This window comes from Thiofilum sp. (genome assembly GCF_016711335.1).
Lineage (GTDB): Bacteria > Pseudomonadota > Gammaproteobacteria > Thiotrichales > Thiotrichaceae > Thiofilum.
On the sequence record NZ_JADJTF010000001.1, the window covers coordinates 2,899,872 to 2,921,556 of the forward strand.

The window sequence follows — 21,685 nt, forward strand, 5'->3', positions numbered from 1 at the left end:
GAAAAAATAACAATAAAAACGTCAAAAATAATTACTATTATTCCATCTAGGACTTTCATAATAATTTTAAAATGCTTAAGCCGCCACTGAGTACTTAGGTGTAAAGGAGGTTTCTTTGCGAAGGAAAGGTGGCAAAGTACCTAGTACAATAGCATCAGGTGCAACACCCATACTCACTAAAGTATCTTCAATCAATTCTTCAGTGTCATTACATTGAATAACAATGCGCTCATCCAAAATATCTAAGTGTAAGGCACAACTATGAATACGTTTATGTCCTTCCCAACCTACCCAAAGCACTAAGTAGTGCATACCCATATCATCAGCCACGATGATAGTTTTAGCTTGTTCACTTTGAAGACCTTCATAGTTTTTTAAGAGGGTTTTGATACAAGTTTGATAAAAAGCTACTGAGGTTTCCATAATAAGGGTTGCTCCTCTGCTAAAGAATAAACAACTAAATTGATTTTAAGTGCTTCAATCACAGTTTGCCCGACTTCACGACTTAAAATATTATCTAAAGCGTGATGCGGGACAGCTAAATACAGTTTACGTTCTGGGTCTTTCCGTTGCAAAAACACTTGGTATACCGCGTATTGCCCAATAGCAGCTTCTAAGTCAAATACTTGTGATGAGTTTAAAAAGCTTTTGATCTCAACCACGATACGTTCATAACCACGCTCAGCCGCCATAAGCCGCTCCGCACCTAAATCCGCTGCTAGTTTCGGATCAGTTTTAAATACATAAGGATCATGAGTAATTGTCCAGCCTTCACGTTCTAATGCTTGCTTAACTATATCGTGAAATTTATCCCGTTTTGACATAACTACCTATCCTTATCTTTTTAACACTAAATTATTATAACAGCCTGATTGGTCAGCCAAGGGCATAATACCTATCGTCTACCACTTCGCTCCTAGACTCTCACGCTAATACCCGCTAACGTATGCGCCACTTTTTAGCACGCACTACACAGGATTTTAGACATGAGCGATTCTATGCAATTCATTGTGCAACCCGGTGGCGCACTGACCGGACGTATCCGCGTTCCGGGCGATAAATCCATTTCTCACCGCTCCATTATGTTGGGTTCTTTGGCTGAAGGGACTACCCACGTTAGCGGCTTTTTACAAGGCGAAGATTGCCTATGTACCCTCAATGCCTTCCGCGCTATGGGTGTCCATATCGAAGGTCCTAATGAACAAGGCGAACTCACCATTCAGGGTGTAGGCTTACACGGTTTAACAGCCCCCTCTCACGACCTAGATATGGGGAATTCCGGTACATCCATGCGCTTAATGTCCGGTCTGATGGCAGGGCAAGCCTTTGATGTACGTATGATCGGTGACGTATCACTTTCTAAGCGTCCGATGAAGCGTGTCACCGTCCCCCTAAGCCAAATGGGTGCTGTGATTGAAAGCACTGAAGCAGGTACGCCACCTTTAAAGGTCAAAGGCGGTCAAGCACTCAAAGGCATCCATTACGATATGCCTATGGCTAGCGCTCAGGTTAAATCCTCCATTTTATTAGCCGGACTCTATGCTCAAGGTACAACCTCAGTCACCGAACCTGCACCCACTCGTGATCACACCGAGCGTATGTTGCGCGGGTTTGGTTATGAAGTAATCACCGAAGGTAATAAAATCACTCTACAAGGCGGTGGCAAACTGACCGCAACCACTATTGATGTACCTTCCGATATTTCCTCCGCCGCGTTTTTCATGGTCGGTGCGAGTATTGCGCCGGATTCTGATCTGATTATTGAGCACGTCGGCTTAAACCCCACCCGTACCGGTGTGATTGATATTCTTCGTTTAATGGGCGGCGATTTAACGCTACTCAATGAGCGCGAAGTAGGGGGCGAGCCTGTAGCCGATATTCGTGTGCGTTATGCACCCTTGAAGGGGATTAATATTCCAGAGGAATTAGTACCTTTAGCCATCGATGAATTCCCCGTACTCTTTATTGCCGCCGCCTGTGCTGAGGGGCAAACCGTTTTAACAGGTGCAGAAGAATTGCGCGTCAAAGAAAGTGACCGTATTCAAGTCATGGCAGATGGTTTAATTGCTTGCGGTATTGATGCCAAACCAACTTCTGACGGTATAGTGATTCAGGGGGGGCAATTAGGTAGTGCGCCGATTGAAAGTCATCATGATCATCGGATTGCGATGGCATTCTCAATCGCAGGATTACGCGCCCATGCACCGATGACGATTAATAATTGTGCGACAGTCAATACTTCATTCCCCAATTTTGTGGGCTTAGCTGCTAATGCGGGTTTGAGGATTACTAGCCATGCATAAGCCTAATCTCGATGCCCCTGTGATTGCCATTGATGGTCCCGCCGGAGTGGGTAAGGGTACATTAGCTCATCAATTGGCGGCGGATTTGGGGTGGGGGTTTTTAGATAGTGGAGCGATTTATCGGGTAGCAGCGCTGTATGCGTTGCGCCATGCTATACCCTTGGATAATGAGGAAGCGCTGGTTGAAGCGATTCGCACTCTTGATATTAATTGCCAGCACGCGCTGATTTTATTGAATGGTGAGGATGTCAGTGAGGCGATTCGCACTGAGGAATGCGCAAGTGCCACTTCTAAAATTGCAGCATTGCCTAAGGTGCGTGAAGCCTTACTAGCCTTACAACAATCCTTTCAGCAGTTACCCGGACTGGTGGCGGATGGACGTGATATGGGCACGGTAGTCTTTGCGCATGCGCCTTTGAAATTGTTTTTAACGGCGAGTGCCGAAGTGCGAGCCGAGCGGCGTTTAAAACAACACCAAGCACAAGGTAATCAGGCTGATTTTGCGCAATTAGTCAAAGATATTAATGAGCGTGATTACCGCGATGCCAATCGTGCAGTAGCGCCCTTGAAAGCCGCCGACGATGCTAGGGTAATTGATACCAGCACTTTAAGTGTGGCGGAAGTGAAGGCTTTAGTCGTTGCTATGCTTAAAGAGCGTGGTTATTTATAGTATTAGTCTGATTACGCAGTAGGGGCAAACCTAGGTGTTTGCCCTTAAATCTTTACTATTAGTAAGGATTGGCGCCAAAAAGTAAATGACTCAGTTAGCTAGCAGGATTAACCACCATGTCACAACAATTTGCCTCCGATAATTACGCGGGTACTTGCCCCGAAGCCTTAAAGTATTTTCTCGAGGCCAATGCCTCAGGACACGAATTAGCCTATGGTGAAGACCGCTGGACAACCCAAGTCTGCGATCAGTTGCGTGAACTATTCCAAACCGATTGTGAGGTATTTTTTGTTTTTAATGGCACAGCGGCGAATTCCTTAGCTTTAGCGTCTTTATGTCAAAGCTATCATTCTGTGCTCTGTCACGAATTGGCACATATTGAAACCGATGAGTGTGGCGGACCAGAGTTTTTTTCTAATGGTTCTAAGCTATTAGTCGGTAAGGGGGCCAATGGTAAGCTAACTCCGCAAATCATCGATGCCTTAGTCACTAAGCGCAATGACGTACATTATCCGCGCCCTAAAGTCGTCTCTATTACCCAATCTACTGAGGTAGGAACGGTTTATACCGTAGAAGAGTTACGCGCCATTGCTGCTATGGCAAAGCGTCATCAGTTAAAAATTCATATGGATGGTGCGCGTTTTGCTAATGCGGTCGCCTCCCTCAATGTACATCCCTCGGAAATTACGTGGCGAGCGGGGGTAGATGTATTGTGTTTTGGTGGGACTAAAAATGGCTTACCGATTGGTGAGGCAGTGATTTTCTTTAATAAATCACTGGCAGAAGATTTTGCCTATCGGGTCAAACAATCGGGACAATTAGCCTCGAAAATGCGCTTTATTTCAGCGCCTTGGCTAGGCTTATTAGAGCATGAAACTTGGCTGAAAAATGCCCGTCATGCGAATCAAATGGCACAGCTACTACACGAGCGTATTAAGGATCTATCACAGATTAAGGTTATGTTCCCACCGCAAGCTAATGCGGTATTTGCGGAATTACCCCTACCTATCATTCAAGGTTTACGCGCTAAGGGCTGGCGTTTTTATCAGTTTATTGGTGAGGGCGGCTGTCGCTTTATGTGTGCTTGGGATACAGCACCTGAGACGGTGGAGGCTTTAGCAGCGGATATACAGTGCCTTTGCCAGCACGCCTAAGTGCTTGACTCCAAAACTTAGGGCTTAGGGGATACGGATTTTAAGACTTAAATTTGGTATGCTGAATATAAGAAATCTCTAATCATCCAAGGCTGCTATTTTCTGAGTGAAGCAGTGATTGGGTGAATGGTATAGAGGTATAGATACAGTCCGTATTTAGGAGACTTGTAATGCGTAAAATTCTATTGGCGATGACCTTAGCCCTAAGTGCCTTTAATGTAAGCGCTGACAATCAGACTAATCAGTTTGATGATTTAGTATTCCCACCCGCTCAAGCACCCGTAGGTAATCCTCCGGCGGTCTATGGGGCGAATCCCTATGGTGTTCCTTATGGAAATAATCTGCCATACAACATGAGTTCATATCCTCAGAATTATAATCAAGGCAATGGGCAAGCAACATCCGAGCCTAATAACTCCACCAATAACCAACCGCGTAAACCGCGCAAGCCTTGGGGAGATGTACGTCATATCTGGCCTGATTTCTATACAGAGCACACCAATGATATGTGGGATCGGATGATTAATGCGCCTCATGATATGGGATATATGCCGGGGGGCTGGCGTTTTCCTTCTCTTAGTACACCCGATCCGGTAACGGTGGGTGATGCTGTTGCCAATCAAGTTCCACCTATCGTGGAGGAAGTTCCTAATTTTATGAACTTTACTAATTAAAGTTTAAAAAGGGTAATTAATTAAATCTTGACCCGCGACAGCATCCCAATAATACAAGCATAATAAGCCTCGTAAGGGCATTTAAAAGGGATGAATTTATGAAGTCAGGTAGAGCATTATTAAAATATTCATTAGCAGCCATGTGTGCCTCGACCCTAGTGGGGTGTGGGTCAGCACCGGTGGCTGATAAAGAGCCTGAAACCGTTAGTGTGGCAGCGATACCCGAATCAGCGCCATTAGCCGAGATTCCAGAGGCTGAGCCTAAGCCTACAGTAGTAGCCAGGCCAAGTGTGGCGACTCCGAGTACAACCACCGTAGCACGCAATAATACCAACCGTGCGGCTGAGGCATTACGCGAGCAACGTAGAGCTGAATTAGAAGCCAAGCGTATGGAGTATCATCAACGTTGGGAAACCGAACAACAACGTAAATTACTGGCGGCTCAAGCAGAAAAACAACGCCAACTACGCGAGCGTGAGCAATTGGCGGCACAGGCTGAGTTACAGCGCAACCTTCAACAACGTCAACAGCTAGTTATTCGTCCCACCCGCCCGCGAGCGCAACCACGTAAAGTAAATTATGCCCCCGCACCGCGTGCTCAAATACCGATGCAGGTAGCCTATGCTGATCCGGTTGGAGGGCAAGGTAATGGCAATTATTCAGCGGCGAGTTTAACGGGATCTTTTGCAGGTCAACCAGCCGTATTAAGTTTAATTGACAAATTAGCTCGCAAAGGTTTTGAGCGGGATTATCTCTATGGCGTATTTTCCCAAGCTCAATATCGAGACGATATAGCGCAAATTTGGGCAAAGTATTATGCCAAAGGGGGCGAGGATGCAAAACCCAAAGGCAGCGGTGGTGGCGGTTATCCCAGTTATCGCGGTAAGTTCCTCACACCAGGTAATGTGGCGAAAGGGCGTAATTTCTGGGGGCGTTATGCTGCTCATTTAATGCGTGCTGAGCAGCAATACGGTGTTCCGGCGGAATATATTGTAGGGATTATGGGGGTTGAAACCCGTTGGGGCGAAATTCTGGGGAAACATCGGGTTCTAGAAGCCTTGTTAACTTCTGCGGTAGCAGTACCTCATCGGGCTAATTTCTTTTTGGGCGAGGCTGAGAACTTCATGTTAATGACTCGCTCTGAGCGCATGGATCCCTTAATTCCTAAAGGCTCTTATGCCGGTGCTATGGGTTATGGGCAATTTATGCCCAGTAGCTTTAAAAGCTATGCAGTAGATTTTGATGGTGATGGTATTCGTGATTTGTGGAATCCAGTGGATGCCATTGGCAGTATAGCCAACTATTTTGCTCGACACGGTTGGCGTCCGGGCGAGAGTGTGGTCGTACCGGCTAGTGTGAGTTCTAATAACTATTACTCCATGCCAGATGGGTTTAAAACTAAATATTCTTTGGGTAATTTAGCGCAAAATGGGGTAGTACCCGCACAACCATACCGGGCGAGTGGAAGTGCACATTTATTAGCCTTGTCGCATGATGGCGGTAAAATGCCTTTCATTGGCTTTAATAATTTCTATGTGATTACACGTTACAACCATAGTAATTATTACGCCATGGCAGTACATGAATTAGGCAATACGATTAAGCAGGGAGTGGGGACTATTTACGCTCAACGTTGAGCCTTGTATTAATCAACTGAGAGGTTTTTAAAACCTCTCAGTGAGCGTGTAGAAAGCAATTAAGGGGTTTAAACAGTACTGCCAATAGGAGCGTTACCTGACCAGCTACCGCCTACTCCAGAACCTCCACCCATAGAACCGCCACCGAAGGAGCCGCCACCGCCGCCAATAACAGTATTACCTGACCAGCCACCGCCGTGACCACCGCCACCGAAGCCGCCGCCGTTACCGCCGCCACCGAAGTTTCCACCACCATGACCACCGCCGCCAAAGCCACCGTGACCACTACCACCGCGATGACCACCAAAGCCACCACCGTGACCGCGTGACCAACCTCCTACCATATGCGTATTGCCGGAGTGACTATTACCTTGCCAGCCGCCATGAGGCATATTCGGGCGCGAGTGACCGCCCCACCAGCCTGCATTACCGCCATGTCCGCCCCAGCTACCACCAATGTGAATATTAGAGCCGCCACCGCCATGACCACCACCATATCCACTGCCGTAGCCACCGCCATGACCGCCGCCGTGACCACGCTTACCTTTGACCCAAACATTACCACCTGAACCACCACCAAAACCTACAAAGCCATCATTAAAGCTGGCGTAAACAACGGCTTGAGGTTGTTCCACTATTTGAACAGGTCTGGTGACATAGGTGCGCACGGTCTTAGTCACACGCTTAACCGTGCGGCGCTCGGAGCGCGTCACGATTTTAGTAATGGAGCCACAGTTTTGTGCTTGAGCGGCAGCCCGTGCGCGTGCTTGTTGTTGAGCACGTAGACGGGCTTGTTGCTGGGCGCGTAGACGCGCTTGTTGTTGGGCACGTAAACGGGCTTGATGAGCGCGTGCTTGTTGTTGAGCACGATAAGAAACTGACCAACCTTGGCAAGGGTTATAGCAGTTTTGTGATCCATAATTACCTGCAAAAGCAGTTTGTCCATAACTGGCCAATACCATACTAATAGGTACAGTAATTAGTGAGTATTTCAAGGCGCATCTCCTAATTGTTGTTAGTGCAATTAAAATAAAATAAATTATTTCAATTACTTAGTAATAGAGCGTACCAACGTCAGGAGTTTTTACAGCAAGACCCTAACATCATTGAGGTACAGTCAAGTATGGGGTTATTAGTTCTATAGTCTTATGGGCTATAAAAAAATAACTATGACTAAAGTCTAGTGTGAAGGGCTTTTGAATGCCTCACCGTCGGTCGCAGAATAGTGAGCGCCAGTCTTATTTATCACCTTTAATAATTTTTACTTATTGAAGATAATTAAAATTTTAATTCAGATTGCTAGTAGGTTTGCTGAAATGCCGAGTGTTATGGATAAATAAATGTTTCGGAAGTTATTCAAGAGCAGCTTAAAAAGCAGTTTGTCCCAATAAGCATAAAAGATTTTAAATCCAACGCTCTATTTAATTAGAATAGGACTAATTAAAGCCATAGCCAATATAATGGTCTTTTAAGATTATACTATCTTATAAAACATCAGCCATATTAAAAAAATAATCAACGCTTACGCTATACGTATCTTTACCCCCTATTTTGCTTGAAAAATACCTAGGCGCTTATGCGTAATATTAATACGTATTATACCGTCTATCGCTAAATACTCTTCTAGAGCATGCTGTTATCACGTTATCAATCAATTAGAGGAGCTTAATGATGCAAGTGATGCAGCACCATTTCACCCCCTCAACTGTTCCGGAGCATTTAAAAATTGCTACTCAGGAACAAGAGTTTCAAAAAATCTGGGCGCGGCGTGAAATAGAGTTTACTAAATATTATCCTGCTTTAACACATGTACATTTTCAGGATGATATCTACGATGCTAATGCTTATGTGTTATATAGCGAAAGTGAAGAGGGAGAAATTATTAGTACTGGGCGCTTAGTATTTGATGGTGCATTTGGACTACCTGCCGATGAGGTTATTCATAAGGAGGTCGATAAATTACGCCAACAAGGCTTAAGAGTCGCAGAGTCCAGTAAATTAGCTATTGCTTCTGCTAAGCATGGTATCCATATTTTACCGTTCTATTTTTATACTTATTATGAAATAGCAGTACAGTATCAAATAGACTCGGTAATTTTCATTATGGCCACTCAGCATATTCAAGCTTATAGACGTTTTGTGGATGTCAATATATTAGTAGATGATATTGGCTATTCCTATGGTACACAAAAAACGTTTGCTTTATTGGAGTGCCGTATTTTAGAAACAGCAGCAACGATTGCAAAAAGAATGGGAGGAAAATGATGAGTGCTCTACAGGCCAGTCATGAGTCTTATAGTGTCAATGAGTGGAATGATTATGCTCATTTATTTGCTTATGTGACACCGAGTATTCAATTAGCGATTTATCAAGAAGCTTGTAACCATCTCTATGATTCCGTAGTGGATTGTGGTAGTGGTACGGCTAAGATTGCGTCCTTATTGGTCGATAATCCTAATATTACTTCTTATACCGGAGTGGATTACTCTGAGGAAATGATTGCGGTAGCGAATTGGATTTTGCAAAAACTCCAGCGCTCTAATTTTCAAGCGCTACATAAGCGTATTGAGGAAATCGCCGATCAGCAATATGCCTCCGCTGTATCAATTCAGAGCTATTATGCTTGGTCTAATCCAGAGTTGACTTTACAAGTTATTTTTCAGGTATTAAAACCAGAAGGTAAGTTTGTACTAGCCAGTCCTAATAAAACCTTGCCTTTAAAGCTGAATGAGTTAGCGAGTGATTTATATAAGGAATTAATTGCTCACCCTTATTTAGAGGCATATATGGATTATAATCGTAAGCTCGCCGAAAATACTGAAGCAAACTTTATAGAGATGGATGATTTGATTAAGCAAGTACAACAAGTAGGGTTTCATGTTGAGGAGTGTCATCAACGTCATTTACGCGGCGGCTTGAATTTCTTAGTCCTAAGTAAGAGAGCCTAATAAGCTAAATGCGTGATTACTTTAGCTCAAGTGTCGTACTAAAGTCAGAGCAAACAGATTAGTTTGCTCTGAACTAACCGATAACCTCATTACACTGAGTTAGCTAGTAAAAGTCTTTTGTAGCCATGCTAAAGCTTGTGGTAATGAATCGACACAAGCTATGGCTCCGGTAAAGTCATGATCTTGAGAATAATGATTGCGTACTACTAAACAGAAAATACCCGCTGTTAAAGCGGCTTGCATACCCCGTGCCGTATCTTCAATCGCTAAAACCTCATTAGCCTTTAAGCCTAAGCGCTCTAGCGTTAATAAATATAAATCGGGTGCAGGTTTATTATGTGGCGCATCCTCTTGACTACTAATCACCTCAATAAAAGGCTTAAGCCCATAATAGCTCAAAGTATGCTCCACACTAATTCTTTGCCCACCGGTCACAATCGCTTGCCGTAAATGCTGGTTTTGCGCCCATTGCATAATAGCGCTAGCGCCATCATTTAAAGGCCATGCCTGTTGTTTGAGCCATGCTTGAGTGATCGTGACTTTATCTTGTGCGAGAGTGGTCTGATCCACTGCTAAACCAAAGCGCTCAATAAAATCATGAGCATTTTGTAAAGTAGAATAGCCTGCATAATGAGTGTGATAGTCCTGTGCGCTAAGGGATGCACCATAAGTGGCGAGTACCTCAGCCCACAATTGCCCATGTAAAGTTTCTGAGTCGACTAAAGTGCCATCGTGATCGAGTAATAAGGCTTTGAGCATTATTGCCATTCAATAGTTAAAAACTAAGTTTATCACGAAAGTACAAATGACTCGTTTATACTTAAGTTCCTGAGTCTAACAAGGACACTATTTATGTGGAAGTTTCTAATACTAGCGCTATTAGTGATGGGTATCGGTTTTATTGCGATGCTGTTTTATAAGGCTCATCTTTCTAAAACAGGTCAGGCGGCGGGGCTAGTGGCTAATCAACTCACTCCTTGTCCTGCCACCCCTAATTGCGTATGCAGTGAGTTTAAAGAAACTAAGGAGCATTTTATTGAGCCTATTAGCCTGCAAGGTTCGAGTGAGCTAGTGATGGCTAAACTTAAACGCACTATTGAGACTATGGGGGGCGTCGTTACTACTCAAACGCCCCACTATTTAGCGGCTACTTTTAGCACTAAGTGGATGGGGTTTGTGGATGATGTGGAGTTACGCTTGGATGAAAGCTCTGGCTTAGTCCAGATTCGTTCTGCCTCGCGTCAGGGGTATAGTGATATGGGCGTGAATCGTCAGCGTATGGAACAATTAAAACGAATACTCGCCAGCTAAATACTTGAGTTCAAAGTAAGCGTGCATTTTCTCCACAGATGCTATGAATACATCCTTGTACGCTTCAAGGCGGCATCCTTGCCGCCAAGACGGCTCCCAAAACGCACGCTTACTTTTAGTCAGCTATTTAAGTAGCTTTACGACAGAAGCTATCATCGAGAGGGGCTAGCTTGGCGTTTTACATAAAGTTACGGGTATGCAAAGAAGATAAGCGCGTTGCCTCCTGCGCTGTAAAGCCCAGTTTTAATAGGCGAGCTTTGCGCCCCTCAGCCATGGCTTGCATTAAGCCTTGTACCCGCTGATAGCCTTTTTTAATTGCCTCTGGAGCTGTATTACCGGCGGCGAGTAAAATCAAAGCATCAAACACTTCTTCATTTAAACCCGACGTTCCCGCTAAAGCATCAAAGCGTGTTTCTACTGCCATCGCTAGCCGCCCGCGTAAATGCGGTTCTACGCTTAAATGATAAGCCAAATGCGCCATACCAAAAGCCACATGGCGGCTTTCATCAATCGCTGCTAAGCGGGCAATTTGGCGCGTAATAGGGTCAGGTGCGCACTCATGTAAAAAATTGAGTAAATTAACAAACGTACCTTCCCCTAAAACGGATAATAAAAACGCCGCTAATGAAAAATCCGGTTCATCGACTAGGGTTTTAAGCGAGGCTTGTCCTCCCACTGTTGATAGGGCAGGCTCATGACCTTTAAGGCGAATACGGCGTGTGAATACTTCAATATGCCGTGCTTCATCAGCGACTTGAATGGCTAAGAGCGCTTGAATCTCACGAAAATGAGGATGCAGTTGCCCTAAAAATTTAGCAGGTACAATCAAAGCCGCATTTTCATTTTCCACCATATAGGTCATCACTTGGACTACCGCCGCTTCAATCGCTGCGGGCAATTCACAAGGCTGACGCCAATCAATTGCCTCATCTGGATTCCATTGAGCGTCTACCGCCTGGGTGTAAAGCTGTGCTGCATTATGAGTCCAGACTTGGGCTTTTTGATTAAGACGAAAGGACCATTGAGGCGCACCTGCTTCGACCGTAGCGCCGCGTGCTGCTAGACCCCATGTGGCTTGCGCTTCATCGGCAATAGCATGAGGTGTGTTAGTATCACTGTGTCCGGTCTGTTTTGCACCTTGCCAACGTCCCGCAAAAACTGCCCCTTTTTGAATAGTGGCACAGTTAGACAAAGGGTCAAACTCAACCGTATGTCCTTGAGTACGACACCATGCGGTCAGAGAAATATCCCAGCCACTAGCACCGCCCGTGATAGTGAGTACTTCACTGACCGCTAGGGGGCGTAGTGCTTCTTTAATCAGCACATGCGCCCCAGTATCAAAGCTCAAGCCTTCAATATCGATAATTCTGCTCAATGATATTACCCTGCTGATCGTAAAACTGTTCATCATCCACCGCACGCGCTAACAAGGTATAGCCACTGGTGCGACCTGCTTTCCATTCACGTAAGCCTTCTAATTCTAATAGAGGGCGTACTGTGGGATCATCCCACCGCATAGCAAGCAGTAGCTGAGTAAATTGAGTTAGGCGTGCGCTATCCGCATGAGGGCTAGTAGTGAAATTACAATGATCAAATAGCCCAGTACGAGCTAAGAGAGTTGTCGAGCCACTAGGCAAAGTACCCTCATTAGCAAAAGCATGATAATTACCATCGATCATCCATGCCGCATCAATTTCGCCATTGATTAATGCTAGAGCGGCCTCACGTTCACCGCCGATATGATCACCGTGTTTGCCACCCAATACATCAAACAAGCGAGCTTCATAATCACGTCCTGCTAACATGCCCGCCTGACGTAAGTGATCTTTAGGAATCAAGGTAGCCTGTGGGGAATCTATAGCACCAAAGCCAATGGTTTTGCCTTGCAGTTGTTTTAGGTCTGTCAAGCCATCCTGTTTACGCACCACCAGCACAGAGGACAAGTCTTGATCAGTGTCGCGCATAGCAATAGCTTCTACGCTTAAGCCTCTAGCGGTAGCTATGCGTTTTGCGCGTTCCCACGCTAAGGGTGAGTTCCATGCTATATCAATCGCACCGCTAAATTGCGCCTCGACTTGAGTCTCATAATTAGAATAGAGCATGTAATCAAACGCTAAGCCTTGTTGGTAAAACCATTCTTTAAAGCCTTCCCAAATGGTGACTACTTTGGGGGCGTAAGCTACTGCTCCGAGCATTAAAGGTTTAGTCATGAATTGAGTCCTTAAAAAACGGGTAAACCGCAAATCGCTTTGCCGATAAAATCATAGAGTACATCAGAAGTAGGGGCCATAATGGCAGCCGCTCTGGCATCACGGAAGTGGCGTTCAATGCCTAAATCTTTACGGAAGGCTGCTCCGCCACACACCCGCATCGCCGCATCGGTGACTTCTAAGGCAGCTTCGGCGGCACTGGCTTTTACTTCCATGACTCGCAGCATGGCATCCGCCCGCCCCGTGCTTAACGCCGTTAGAGTATCATCACGCAAAGTACGTGCCTGATCCGCCCGAATGCGTGCTTTAGCTAAATAGGCGCGTATGGTGGGCAAATCCGCTAAAGTACTATCCAAATGTTGTAATTTATTACCGCTAACATGCTGGATAGCTCCCGCTAATGCGCCCTCCATCAAGCCAATAGAGCATGATGCATTCAGTACCGCAAAAACAGGCAATACGGTATTGATCATAACATCAAAGCCTGCACCATCAGCCCCTAGTAAGTCCGCTTCAGTAACTTTTAAGTGGGCACAACGCATAGGTGCGGAAGCATTACCTCGCAAGCCTAAACCATCATAGGTTTTGGTAATCGTTAACCCCTCAGCGCGAGCATCCACTAGCCATAGTGAGGATGCACCTTCTGCTTGAGCAGGACGTGAAGACCAAATATAGGAGTGTACTTCACCGGCTGAGGTTACCATCGTTTTGGAGCAGTTTAGTAAGTAGCCTTCCTGTACCTTTTCGGCTGTACCTAGAGGAGCCCAGAAATGGCTACGCGAGCCGCTCTCAGACCATGCCAGCGTAGATACATGTTGTCCTAAGGCAACTTTGCGGCGTATTTCATCACTGGCGAACTGTTCAATAACCGCATTGGCTGCATAGTGCATGGTCACTACCATAGCGGTAGAGGCGCAATGCGTGGCAATACGTTCAATAACCGTCGCCGCTTCTGCTAATCCGAGTCCCATTCCGCCCATAGATTGAGAGGTGGTCAGACCCAATAAACCAGAGGCCCCTAATGCATCCAATGCAGCGCGTGGAAAGCGTGCTTGTTGGTCGATTTCATGGGCTTGAGGGGCAATAATATCGCGAATAATGCTGTCTAGCGTTTCAATAAAAGGCATAGTTTGGTACTCATGGAGGGTAAGCGTTATGGCTAATGCGGAAAAAATGACAAGGTGAAAGTACTAGGTAAGCCCCCCTACTGCAAGTGCCCTCACTAGCAAAATAGTGAGATAGAGTGAGTGGGGGTGGGAGCAGGGTGATTAAAAAAACTATGACCATTACTGCTATGATCAGTAATGCTAAAAGAGGGTAATTAACAGTAAACCAGAGCGCACGCGCCACTGGAGGGGAGAGATTCATTGTAAAGGGAGAATATCCTTACCTAAGCATGAATGAAGTTTTACTCCACTTAATCTAGGTGTGCAAGAGGATTTTTTATGGTGGTATGGTTGGATTTTGCGGCTTTTAGATTCTGCTAGCTCACCATTTGCATGTTAGCCTAGGACTCAAACGTTAGTCTGAGTCCTAGGCTACTTAAGGGATTAATTAAAGACTGCCATTAACAATATAATTTTGTGAGCGGGTGCTATTAGCAGGATGCATAATCACATTGAACACAATCACATTCACATCATTATTAGGGCCTGCAAAGATCACGTCACCATCAAGGTTGAGATCAGCTTTTGCATAGCCTGCATTAATATAGTTAGAGTTTAATGAAGTATTGGCGGGGGCTAATAAAACATTGCTTAAGACTAGGCTAGTATCATTATTAGGACCATTGGCAATGACTTGATTATCAACATTAGCATCACCTGCCCAGAGTTGAATATCACCGGATTTAGTCAAGATACCCTCGTTTTGACTCAACACTCCCTTGGTAAAGTCAATCACATTAATCGCATCCAACAAACTAACCGTATTTTTAGTTCTAATCCCTAAATGATTGCGGTGACGAATAGCCAGATAGTAGCTACCTAAAGCAACCGTATTAAGACTTAATAAGTTACCTGTGACCGGATCAACCACATCACCATCACGTTGTAGAATGCTCGGAATGCTGAGTAAGATCTGATTAGGATTAAGCGGTGAGCGTAATTCAACTAATACCCAATCGACAGGGGCGTTATTACCCGTGATACTTAATAAGCTACTAGAGATACTTTCTAAGCCTAAGGAGCCAACTAAATTGGTATAGGGTTGTAGAGTGGGAATCAGACCTTTGGCTCTTAGACCATCACCCATTAATGTGGTGGACTCATCATAACTGCCTTGCAGGAATGCTTTAATTTGTAGCCTGAGATTAATCAGTACTTTGGTCACGGTGATACTAAGCGCTTGGGTATCTGTACCGCCCTTGCCATCGCTAGCCTGTACCGTGACTTCATAAATATTGTCACCATTAGCATCACCCGGCGCACCTAATAAGCTACCTAGTAGAGTAGAACCATAATTGGGTGCAGTAATAAAGCGTAGTACTCCAGTAGCACTATCAATAGTAAGTTTCGCTGCATCCGCTCCACCAATAATACTAAAGGTGATGGTATCAGCATCAGGGTCAGTAGCGGTGACAATCGTAACCGCCGTGGTTTTTTCAGGAATGCTAATAGAGGCGGTTACACCTCCACCGTTACTGGTAATCACAGGCGGCTGGTTTTCAGACAGATTAGTGATGGTAATACTTAGGTTTTGAGTATCTATTCCACCTTTACCATCGGATGCTTGGACGGTGACATTGTAAATATTATCAGCCCCCACATCGGTAGGGTTTTCAAAGTCGGGAGCGGTAATAAAAGTAAGTACCCCAGTACTACTATTAATACTCAATTTGCTGGCATCACTCCCTCCACTAATGCTGTAGGTTAAAGTGTCATTATCGGGATCAATAGCCGTGACGGTTGTTACTGCGCTCGTATTCTCTGGAATACTGATCGAAGCTGAGATACCTCCACCGTTGCTAGTAATGATAGGGGCTTCATTACTATTGGTAATAGTGATAGCCAGATTTTGAATATCAGTACCTCCATTACCGTCAGAGACTTGTACTTGCAAGTCATACACATTATTCGCACCCGTGTCGGTAGGATTTTCAAAATTAGGAGCAGTGACAAAGGTGAGCACACCTGTACTGCTGTTAATAGTAAATTTGTTGGAATCAACCCCACCGCTAATACTATAAGTGAGAGTATCGTTGTCGGCATCGGTTGCTGTGACAGTAGTGACTGCTGTGGTATTTTCGGGAATATTAATTGCTGCGGAATCACCGCCGCCATTGCTGGTAATCACCGGAGGATTATTGGTAACAAAGCAACTAGCAGGTGCTAATACCACATTATAGATTTTAAGATCCGTATTGACGCCAGTAATCGAACCTGCGCTCACTCTTATTTCATTAAAGGGTTTAGTAGTATGAAAGCCTACTACATGGCGTCCAGAAAAAATCGGCCAGTCAAAAAGACTGCCCACGCTGCGTGTTTCTTGAGGTACTCCATTGAGATAAGACGTGAGGGTATAAATATCTAAGAAAGCGCCAGCCAGTCCTCCTGCATCATTAATCGAAAAGCCTGCGAAGGTTCCAGCAGGTTGAGGGCTACTTAAAGGGTCGATAACTGAGACACTACCTGTACCTAACAGACCTGCTGCGATATACACATTAGAATAATCACTATAATTGCTATCGAGGAGATTAGAGGCTGCTTCTACCTTACAGCCTGCACATAAACCTTGCACCCCTGTTCTGCTGTTTTCTAGGCGTACTGGATAGGTCGGTTTAGTCCAAGGCGTACCATTGCCACCATTACACGCGATAGGGGTAGTACTTGGTGCGGCTAACTCTACTACACCGTGATAAATACGGATTTCACCGCCGATACTAATACCAATCGGTTGGCTGACCCGAATGCGCACCTCATCAAATGCTTTAGTGGTCCAAAAGCCAGTATTGAAAGCGCCCCCATTACTAGCACCTATAATCGCCATGAAGGTTCCATCAATTAAGTTAGTACCTGCCAGATTTTCCTGCGCCACACCCGATAAATAAGTAGTGATAGTAATATTGTTAAATAAACTGGTGTCCCATAAGCCTCCCACCTTTTCAATTCTAAAGCCTGCATAATGACCTGCGGGATAAGTCGTACCTGCTTGCTTAACACCCACCTCCGCATAAGAAAGCACACTTAAAATAGGAAAGGTAATACTGGCATAGTTGGTCAGGCTAGCATCAGTCACATTGCCAACATTACTAATAGTAGGGCAGGTCAACCCAGTACATAAGAAATTAGGGGAGCGAGCAGTAGAGGAGGTCACACCCAGCCAAGGCGTAGTTACGTTGGGGACTAAAGCGGCTTGGGCAGTAGGAGCTAGTAGACTCATATTAGTGAGTACTAAAAGCACCATTATTAAGGTGTTGATGATAGGCTTAACTAGCCTGTGAACTAAACTGTGAGGAATTGCCATTATTATAATCTTATTCATTTCAATAGAAACTCTGGCGTTAGTGTGACTGGTTTTGCAGTGTGAGTTAATAACTAACTGACAAATGAGCAACCAATCAGGGTATCGGTGATTAAGTGATTTTTTAGTTAGATTTAGATCTTTTAATATAATTTTTAATTATTATTTAATAAGTAGGTTATATAGCACATACTAGAACAAAATTCATGATATAGAAAGCTTTAGAGAAAAAATTGCGCTATTCAGTAGCCCGCTTGTCCAGTCTAGTCGCTTAATGTCACAGGTTCATTAGTGGCAGGCTCCACACAGATGCTCTATCATACCCGCTTTGCAAATACCCTCAGACCAAAGATTATGTTGATTCTTCCCGGTAGCGTTGCGCTGACTGATTTCCGTCGTAATAAATTACTTAAAACTTTGCAAGCGCTAGTGCCTGCGATTGAGAGCTTATATGCCGAATGGGTGCATTTTGTCCGTGTTGAGCGCGAGCTAGACCCCGTTGAACAGCAGCGCTTAGCGACGGTTTTAACCTATGGTGAGCAAGCTGCAACGGGAGTGCTACTAACTGGTAATCTATTTTTAGTGATTCCACGTCCCGGAACGATTTCACCTTGGTCTAGTAAAGCGACTGATATTGCTCATAACTGCGGCTTAACTATGATAGAGCGTATTGAGCGTGGGGTCGTTTACGTTGTAGAAGGCGCTGAGCTAAGTACTGAGCAATATCAAACGCTTGCTAAGGTGCTGCATGACCGCATGACCGAGACTGTGCTGAATAACTATCAAGATGCAGAAATCTTATTTAGGCATACCGAGCCGGGCGAATTACGCTTTGTGGATATTAGTGGTAATGCTGAAGCGGCGTTAGCTCAAGCGAATAAAGATTGGGGCTTGGCGCTATCAGCGGATGAGATTACCTATTTAGCCGAAAACTATGCTGCATTAGGGCGTAATCCCACCGATGTTGAATTAATGATGTTTGCCCAAGCTAACTCGGAACATTGTCGCCATAAGATTTTCAATGCCGATTGGTTGATTGATCATAAAGCTCAAGCCAAATCATTGTTTAGTATGATTCGCAATACCTATCAACATAATCCAGACGGGATTTTATCGGCTTACAAAGACAATGCCTCGGTGATTGAAGGCTCAGAAGCCACGCGCTTTTTGACCGATCCTAAAACGGCTGAATATCGCTACAGCCATGAGCCTGTACATATTCTGATGAAGGTAGAAACTCATAATCACCCGACTGCTATTGCCCCCTTTGCGGGTGCTGCCACAGGTTCAGGTGGTGAAATTCGGGATGAGGGCGCAACAGGAATTGGCTCTAAACCCAAAGCGGGATTATGTGGTTTTTCAGTCTCTAATCTACGGATTCCCAACTATGTCCAGCCGTGGGAACACGATTTTGGTAAGCCTTCTCGTATTGCGTCTGCTTTAGACATTATGATCGAGGGTCCGATTGGTGCGGCAGCGTTTAATAATGAATTTGGGCGTCCTAATCTAGCAGGCTATTTCCGCACCTTTGAAATGCAAGCCCCCGGAGCTAAAGGTACTGAACTGCGCGGTTATCACAAGCCAATTATGATCGCAGGTGGCTTGGGTAATATTCGCCCGAATCATATTCAGAAAAAACCTTTACCTGAAGGCACTCCCATAGTGGTACTCGGTGGTCCTGCGATGTTGATTGGTTTAGGGGGCGGTGCTGCCTCGTCTATGGCGAGTGGTGCGAGTACTGAAAATCTTGATTTTGCCTCAGTACAACGCGGCAATCCTGAAATGCAGCGTCGTTGCCAAGAGGTGATTGATCGCTGTGTAGCAATGGGTAATGACAATCCGATTTTATCGATTCACGACGTGGGTGCAGGTGGCATTTCCAATGCGATTCCTGAAATTATTAATGATGCAGGACGCGGCGGGCGTTTTGAATTGCGTGCAGTACCCAATGATGAACCGGGTATGGCGCCGATGGAAATCTGGAGCAATGAAGCTCAAGAGCGTTATGTGCTGGCTATCGCTGAGGAGCGGCTGAGTGAATTTAGAGCTTTATGTGAGCGTGAGCGTGCCGTGTATGCGGTAGTAGGGACTGCCACCGCCGAGCAGCAATTATTAGTAGGCGATTCACTCTTTGATAATACCCCCGTGAATCTGCCCATGAATGTATTGCTGGGCAAACCCCCTAAAATGCTGCGCGATGTGCATCATCAAACCTTCCATAAGCCGGAAGTCGAACTAGCAGGTGTTGAGTTACAAGACGCGATTGAGCGGGTATTGCGTTTGCCTACGGTGGCGTCTAAAGCTTTCCTGATTACGATTGGCGACCGCACCATTACCGGAATGGTCGCGCGTGATCAAATGGTTGGTCCTTGGCAAGTACCTGTGGCGGATGTTGCGGTCACAGTGAGTGATTACACCACTTACTTCGGTGAAGCAATGGCAATGGGTGAACGTACTCCGATTGCTTTGGTGAGTCCAGCCTCCTCTGGTCGTATGGCAATTGGTGAAGCGCTTACTAATATTGCAGCGGCTGATATTCAAAGTTTGCGTGATATTCGTCTTTCTGCCAACTGGATGGCCGCAGCGGGTTATGCAGGTGAAGATGCAGCGCTTTATGACACGGTAAAAGCAGTCGGTGAGGAGTTATGCCCACGTTTAGGACTGGCTATTCCGGTCGGCAAGGACTCGCTCTCGATGAAAACCGTCTGGCAACAAGACGGCGAACAGCGCGAAATGGTGGCGCCTTTATCCTTAATCATTTCAGCTTTTGCGCCCGTGCGTGATGTGCGCAATACCTTAACGCCGCAATTGCGCACCGACAAAGGTGATACGGATTTAATTTTGATTGATTTAGGTAAAGGCAAGAACCGCTTAGCCGCTTCTGCTTTAGCCCAAGTATACAATCAAGTCGGGCATCAAGCCCCAGACCTCGATGATCCCGAAGCAATGAAATCATTCTTTGAGGTCATTCAGGATTTACGCGCTGATGATTTGATTCTCGCCTATCACGACCGTTCTGATGGTGGCTTACTCGCAACCCTCGCCGAAATGAGTTTTGCGGGGCATGTGGGTATTACGCTAGCGCTGGGTGAGTTAGGCGGCTCAATACTGCCTGCTTTATTCAGTGAGGAACTGGGAGCCGTCATTCAAGTCAGTCATTTTGATACCGATGCGGTGCTCGAAACTTTCCGTGATGCGGGGTTGGGGCACCACACTCATGTGATTGGTGAGTTGAATGAAAGCGATGAGTTCATTATCAATTTTGGGCATAAAGAGCTATTCAAAGCGCCGCGTGCGGAACTGCAAAAAATCTGGTCAGGAACGAGCTATCGCATGCAAGCGCTACGCGATAATGCCGATTGTGCGGGCGAAGAGTTTGAGCGCCTAGACCATGCGAATGATCCGGGGCTACCGTTTGATATTAGCTTTGATGCAACGATTGATGTAGCAGCACCTTATATCAATTTAGGTGCACGTCCGGCGATGGCGATTTTGCGTGAGCAAGGGGTGAATGGTCAGATCGAAATGGCGGCTGCCTTTGATCGCGCGGGCTTTAAAGCGGTGGATGTGCATATGACCGATATTATTAGCGGTCGGGTGAGTCTGAAAAACTTCAAAGGCTTAGTCGCTTGCGGTGGTTTCTCCTATGGTGACGTATTGGGCGCAGGGGGCGGCTGGGCTAAGACAATTCAACTCAATCCGCGTGCGAGTGATGAATTTGCGGCATTTTTTGCGCGTCAAGACTCGTTTGGTTTGGGGGTGTGTAATGGTTGCCAAATGTTCTCGCAGTTGCGCGATATGATTCCGGGGGCAGCGCACTGGCCGCGTTTCTATCGTAATCGCTCTGAGCAGTTTGAAGGGCGCTATGCAGCGGTTGAGGTGTTGAAATCGCCCTCATTATTCTTCCAAGGGATGGAAGGCTCGATGTTGCCGATTGCGGTCGCACATGGTGAGGGGCGTGCGGTATTTGATCAAGGTATTGATCCAAAAGATATGCTCACTCAGGGCTTAGTAGGCTTGCGTTATGTGGATAATTATCGTGAAGCAACCGAGCATTATCCTGAAAATCCCAATGGTTCACCGTTAGGGATTACAGGGCTAACGACCCGAGATGGACGCTTTACCATTATGATGCCGCACCCTGAACGGGTGTTCCGTGCGGTATTGCATTCATGGTTGCCGCATGATTGGGAAGGAGGAGCACCTTGGATGCGTATGTTTGGCAATGCACGGGTGTGGGTGGGCTAAGCTGCGTTATTGAGGTTTTTTGCTACTATTAGGCAAGGAGGTGGTTAGCTTTCTTGTCTAATCCTAAGG

General features: G+C 45.6%; 17 protein-coding genes. 9 read left to right on the top strand and 8 right to left on the bottom strand.

Annotated features, from left to right (window positions below):
* Positions 1-75 precede the first annotated feature (75 nt).
* The gene (locus IPL34_RS13815; RefSeq protein WP_296842033.1) at positions 76-423 is read right to left on the bottom strand and encodes a XisI protein; all 348 of its coding nucleotides are present in this window, start codon (positions 421-423) and stop codon (positions 76-78) included.
* Complete coding sequence (locus IPL34_RS13820; RefSeq protein ID WP_296842034.1) at positions 408-824, bottom strand: element excision factor XisH family protein; 417 nt, start codon at positions 822-824, stop codon at positions 408-410. The genes IPL34_RS13815 and IPL34_RS13820 overlap by 16 nt, the downstream gene beginning before the upstream one ends.
* Positions 825-986: 162 nt before the next feature.
* On the opposite strand from IPL34_RS13820, the gene aroA reads away from it, so the two are divergent.
* The 5 genes from aroA (at position 987) to mltB (ending at position 6,438) form a co-directional block, all read left to right on the top strand.
* Positions 987-2,303 (top strand): 3-phosphoshikimate 1-carboxyvinyltransferase, encoded by a 1,317-nt coding sequence (aroA, locus tag IPL34_RS13825; protein ID WP_296842035.1) that lies wholly within the window; start codon positions 987-989, stop codon positions 2,301-2,303.
* Complete coding sequence (gene cmk / locus IPL34_RS13830) at positions 2,296-2,973, top strand: (d)CMP kinase (RefSeq protein WP_296842036.1); 678 nt, start codon at positions 2,296-2,298, stop codon at positions 2,971-2,973. Before aroA ends, cmk begins: the two co-directional genes overlap by 8 nt.
* 116 nt (positions 2,974-3,089) lie before the next feature.
* On the top strand, positions 3,090-4,127 hold the full coding sequence (locus tag IPL34_RS13835; protein ID WP_296842037.1) for a low specificity L-threonine aldolase: 1,038 nt from the start codon (positions 3,090-3,092) through the stop codon (positions 4,125-4,127).
* 170 nt (positions 4,128-4,297) lie between these two features.
* Positions 4,298-4,801: a hypothetical protein gene (locus IPL34_RS13840; RefSeq protein WP_296842038.1), complete on the top strand. Its 504-nt coding sequence runs from the start codon at positions 4,298-4,300 to the stop codon at positions 4,799-4,801.
* A 98-nt stretch (positions 4,802-4,899) separates the two neighbouring features.
* On the top strand, positions 4,900-6,438 hold the full coding sequence (gene mltB / locus IPL34_RS13845; protein WP_296842039.1) for a lytic murein transglycosylase B: 1,539 nt from the start codon (positions 4,900-4,902) through the stop codon (positions 6,436-6,438).
* Between the two features lie 68 nt (positions 6,439-6,506).
* Here the strand turns inward: mltB and IPL34_RS13850 are convergent, their stop codons facing one another.
* Positions 6,507-7,433, bottom strand: a complete 927-nt coding sequence (locus IPL34_RS13850; protein WP_296842040.1) for a hypothetical protein — start codon at positions 7,431-7,433, stop codon at positions 6,507-6,509.
* Between the two features lie 673 nt (positions 7,434-8,106).
* Here IPL34_RS13850 and IPL34_RS13855 point away from each other — a divergent pair.
* Together IPL34_RS13855 and IPL34_RS13860 are read left to right on the top strand one after the other, a co-directional pair.
* The gene (locus IPL34_RS13855; protein ID WP_296842041.1) at positions 8,107-8,703 is read left to right on the top strand and encodes a hypothetical protein; all 597 of its coding nucleotides are present in this window, start codon (positions 8,107-8,109) and stop codon (positions 8,701-8,703) included.
* Positions 8,700-9,386: a methyltransferase domain-containing protein gene (locus IPL34_RS13860; RefSeq protein ID WP_296842042.1), complete on the top strand. Its 687-nt coding sequence runs from the start codon at positions 8,700-8,702 to the stop codon at positions 9,384-9,386. Before IPL34_RS13855 ends, IPL34_RS13860 begins: the two co-directional genes overlap by 4 nt.
* Before the next feature lie 99 nt (positions 9,387-9,485).
* On the opposite strand, the gene IPL34_RS13865 is transcribed toward IPL34_RS13860, so the two are convergent.
* On the bottom strand, positions 9,486-10,154 hold the full coding sequence (locus tag IPL34_RS13865) for an HAD family phosphatase (RefSeq protein ID WP_296842043.1): 669 nt from the start codon (positions 10,152-10,154) through the stop codon (positions 9,486-9,488).
* Positions 10,155-10,238: 84 nt separating this feature from the next.
* Here IPL34_RS13865 and IPL34_RS13870 point away from each other — a divergent pair, with 84 nt between their 5' ends.
* Complete coding sequence (locus IPL34_RS13870) at positions 10,239-10,697, top strand: DUF1499 domain-containing protein (protein ID WP_296842044.1); 459 nt, start codon at positions 10,239-10,241, stop codon at positions 10,695-10,697.
* 178 nt (positions 10,698-10,875) lie between these two features.
* Here IPL34_RS13870 and IPL34_RS13875 read toward each other — a convergent pair whose 3' ends face one another.
* From IPL34_RS13875 to IPL34_RS13890, 4 genes are all read right to left on the bottom strand, one after another.
* The gene (locus tag IPL34_RS13875; protein ID WP_296842045.1) at positions 10,876-12,072 is read right to left on the bottom strand and encodes a ferritin-like domain-containing protein; all 1,197 of its coding nucleotides are present in this window, start codon (positions 12,070-12,072) and stop codon (positions 10,876-10,878) included.
* Positions 12,050-12,907, bottom strand: coding sequence for a PhnD/SsuA/transferrin family substrate-binding protein (locus tag IPL34_RS13880; RefSeq protein ID WP_296842046.1), 858 nt, complete (start codon positions 12,905-12,907; stop codon positions 12,050-12,052). Before IPL34_RS13880 ends, IPL34_RS13875 begins: the two co-directional genes overlap by 23 nt.
* Positions 12,908-12,918: 11 nt before the next feature.
* Positions 12,919-14,034: an acyl-CoA dehydrogenase family protein gene (locus IPL34_RS13885; protein WP_296842047.1), complete on the bottom strand. Its 1,116-nt coding sequence runs from the start codon at positions 14,032-14,034 to the stop codon at positions 12,919-12,921.
* A 427-nt stretch (positions 14,035-14,461) separates the two neighbouring features.
* The gene (locus IPL34_RS13890) at positions 14,462-17,287 is read right to left on the bottom strand and encodes a cadherin domain-containing protein (protein ID WP_296842048.1); all 2,826 of its coding nucleotides are present in this window, start codon (positions 17,285-17,287) and stop codon (positions 14,462-14,464) included.
* Between the two features lie 435 nt (positions 17,288-17,722).
* Here IPL34_RS13890 and purL point away from each other — a divergent pair, with 435 nt between their 5' ends.
* Entirely contained in the window at positions 17,723-21,616 is a 3,894-nt protein-coding gene (gene purL, locus IPL34_RS13895) for a phosphoribosylformylglycinamidine synthase (RefSeq protein ID WP_296842049.1), read from the top strand.
* Positions 21,617-21,685 lie beyond the last annotated feature (69 nt).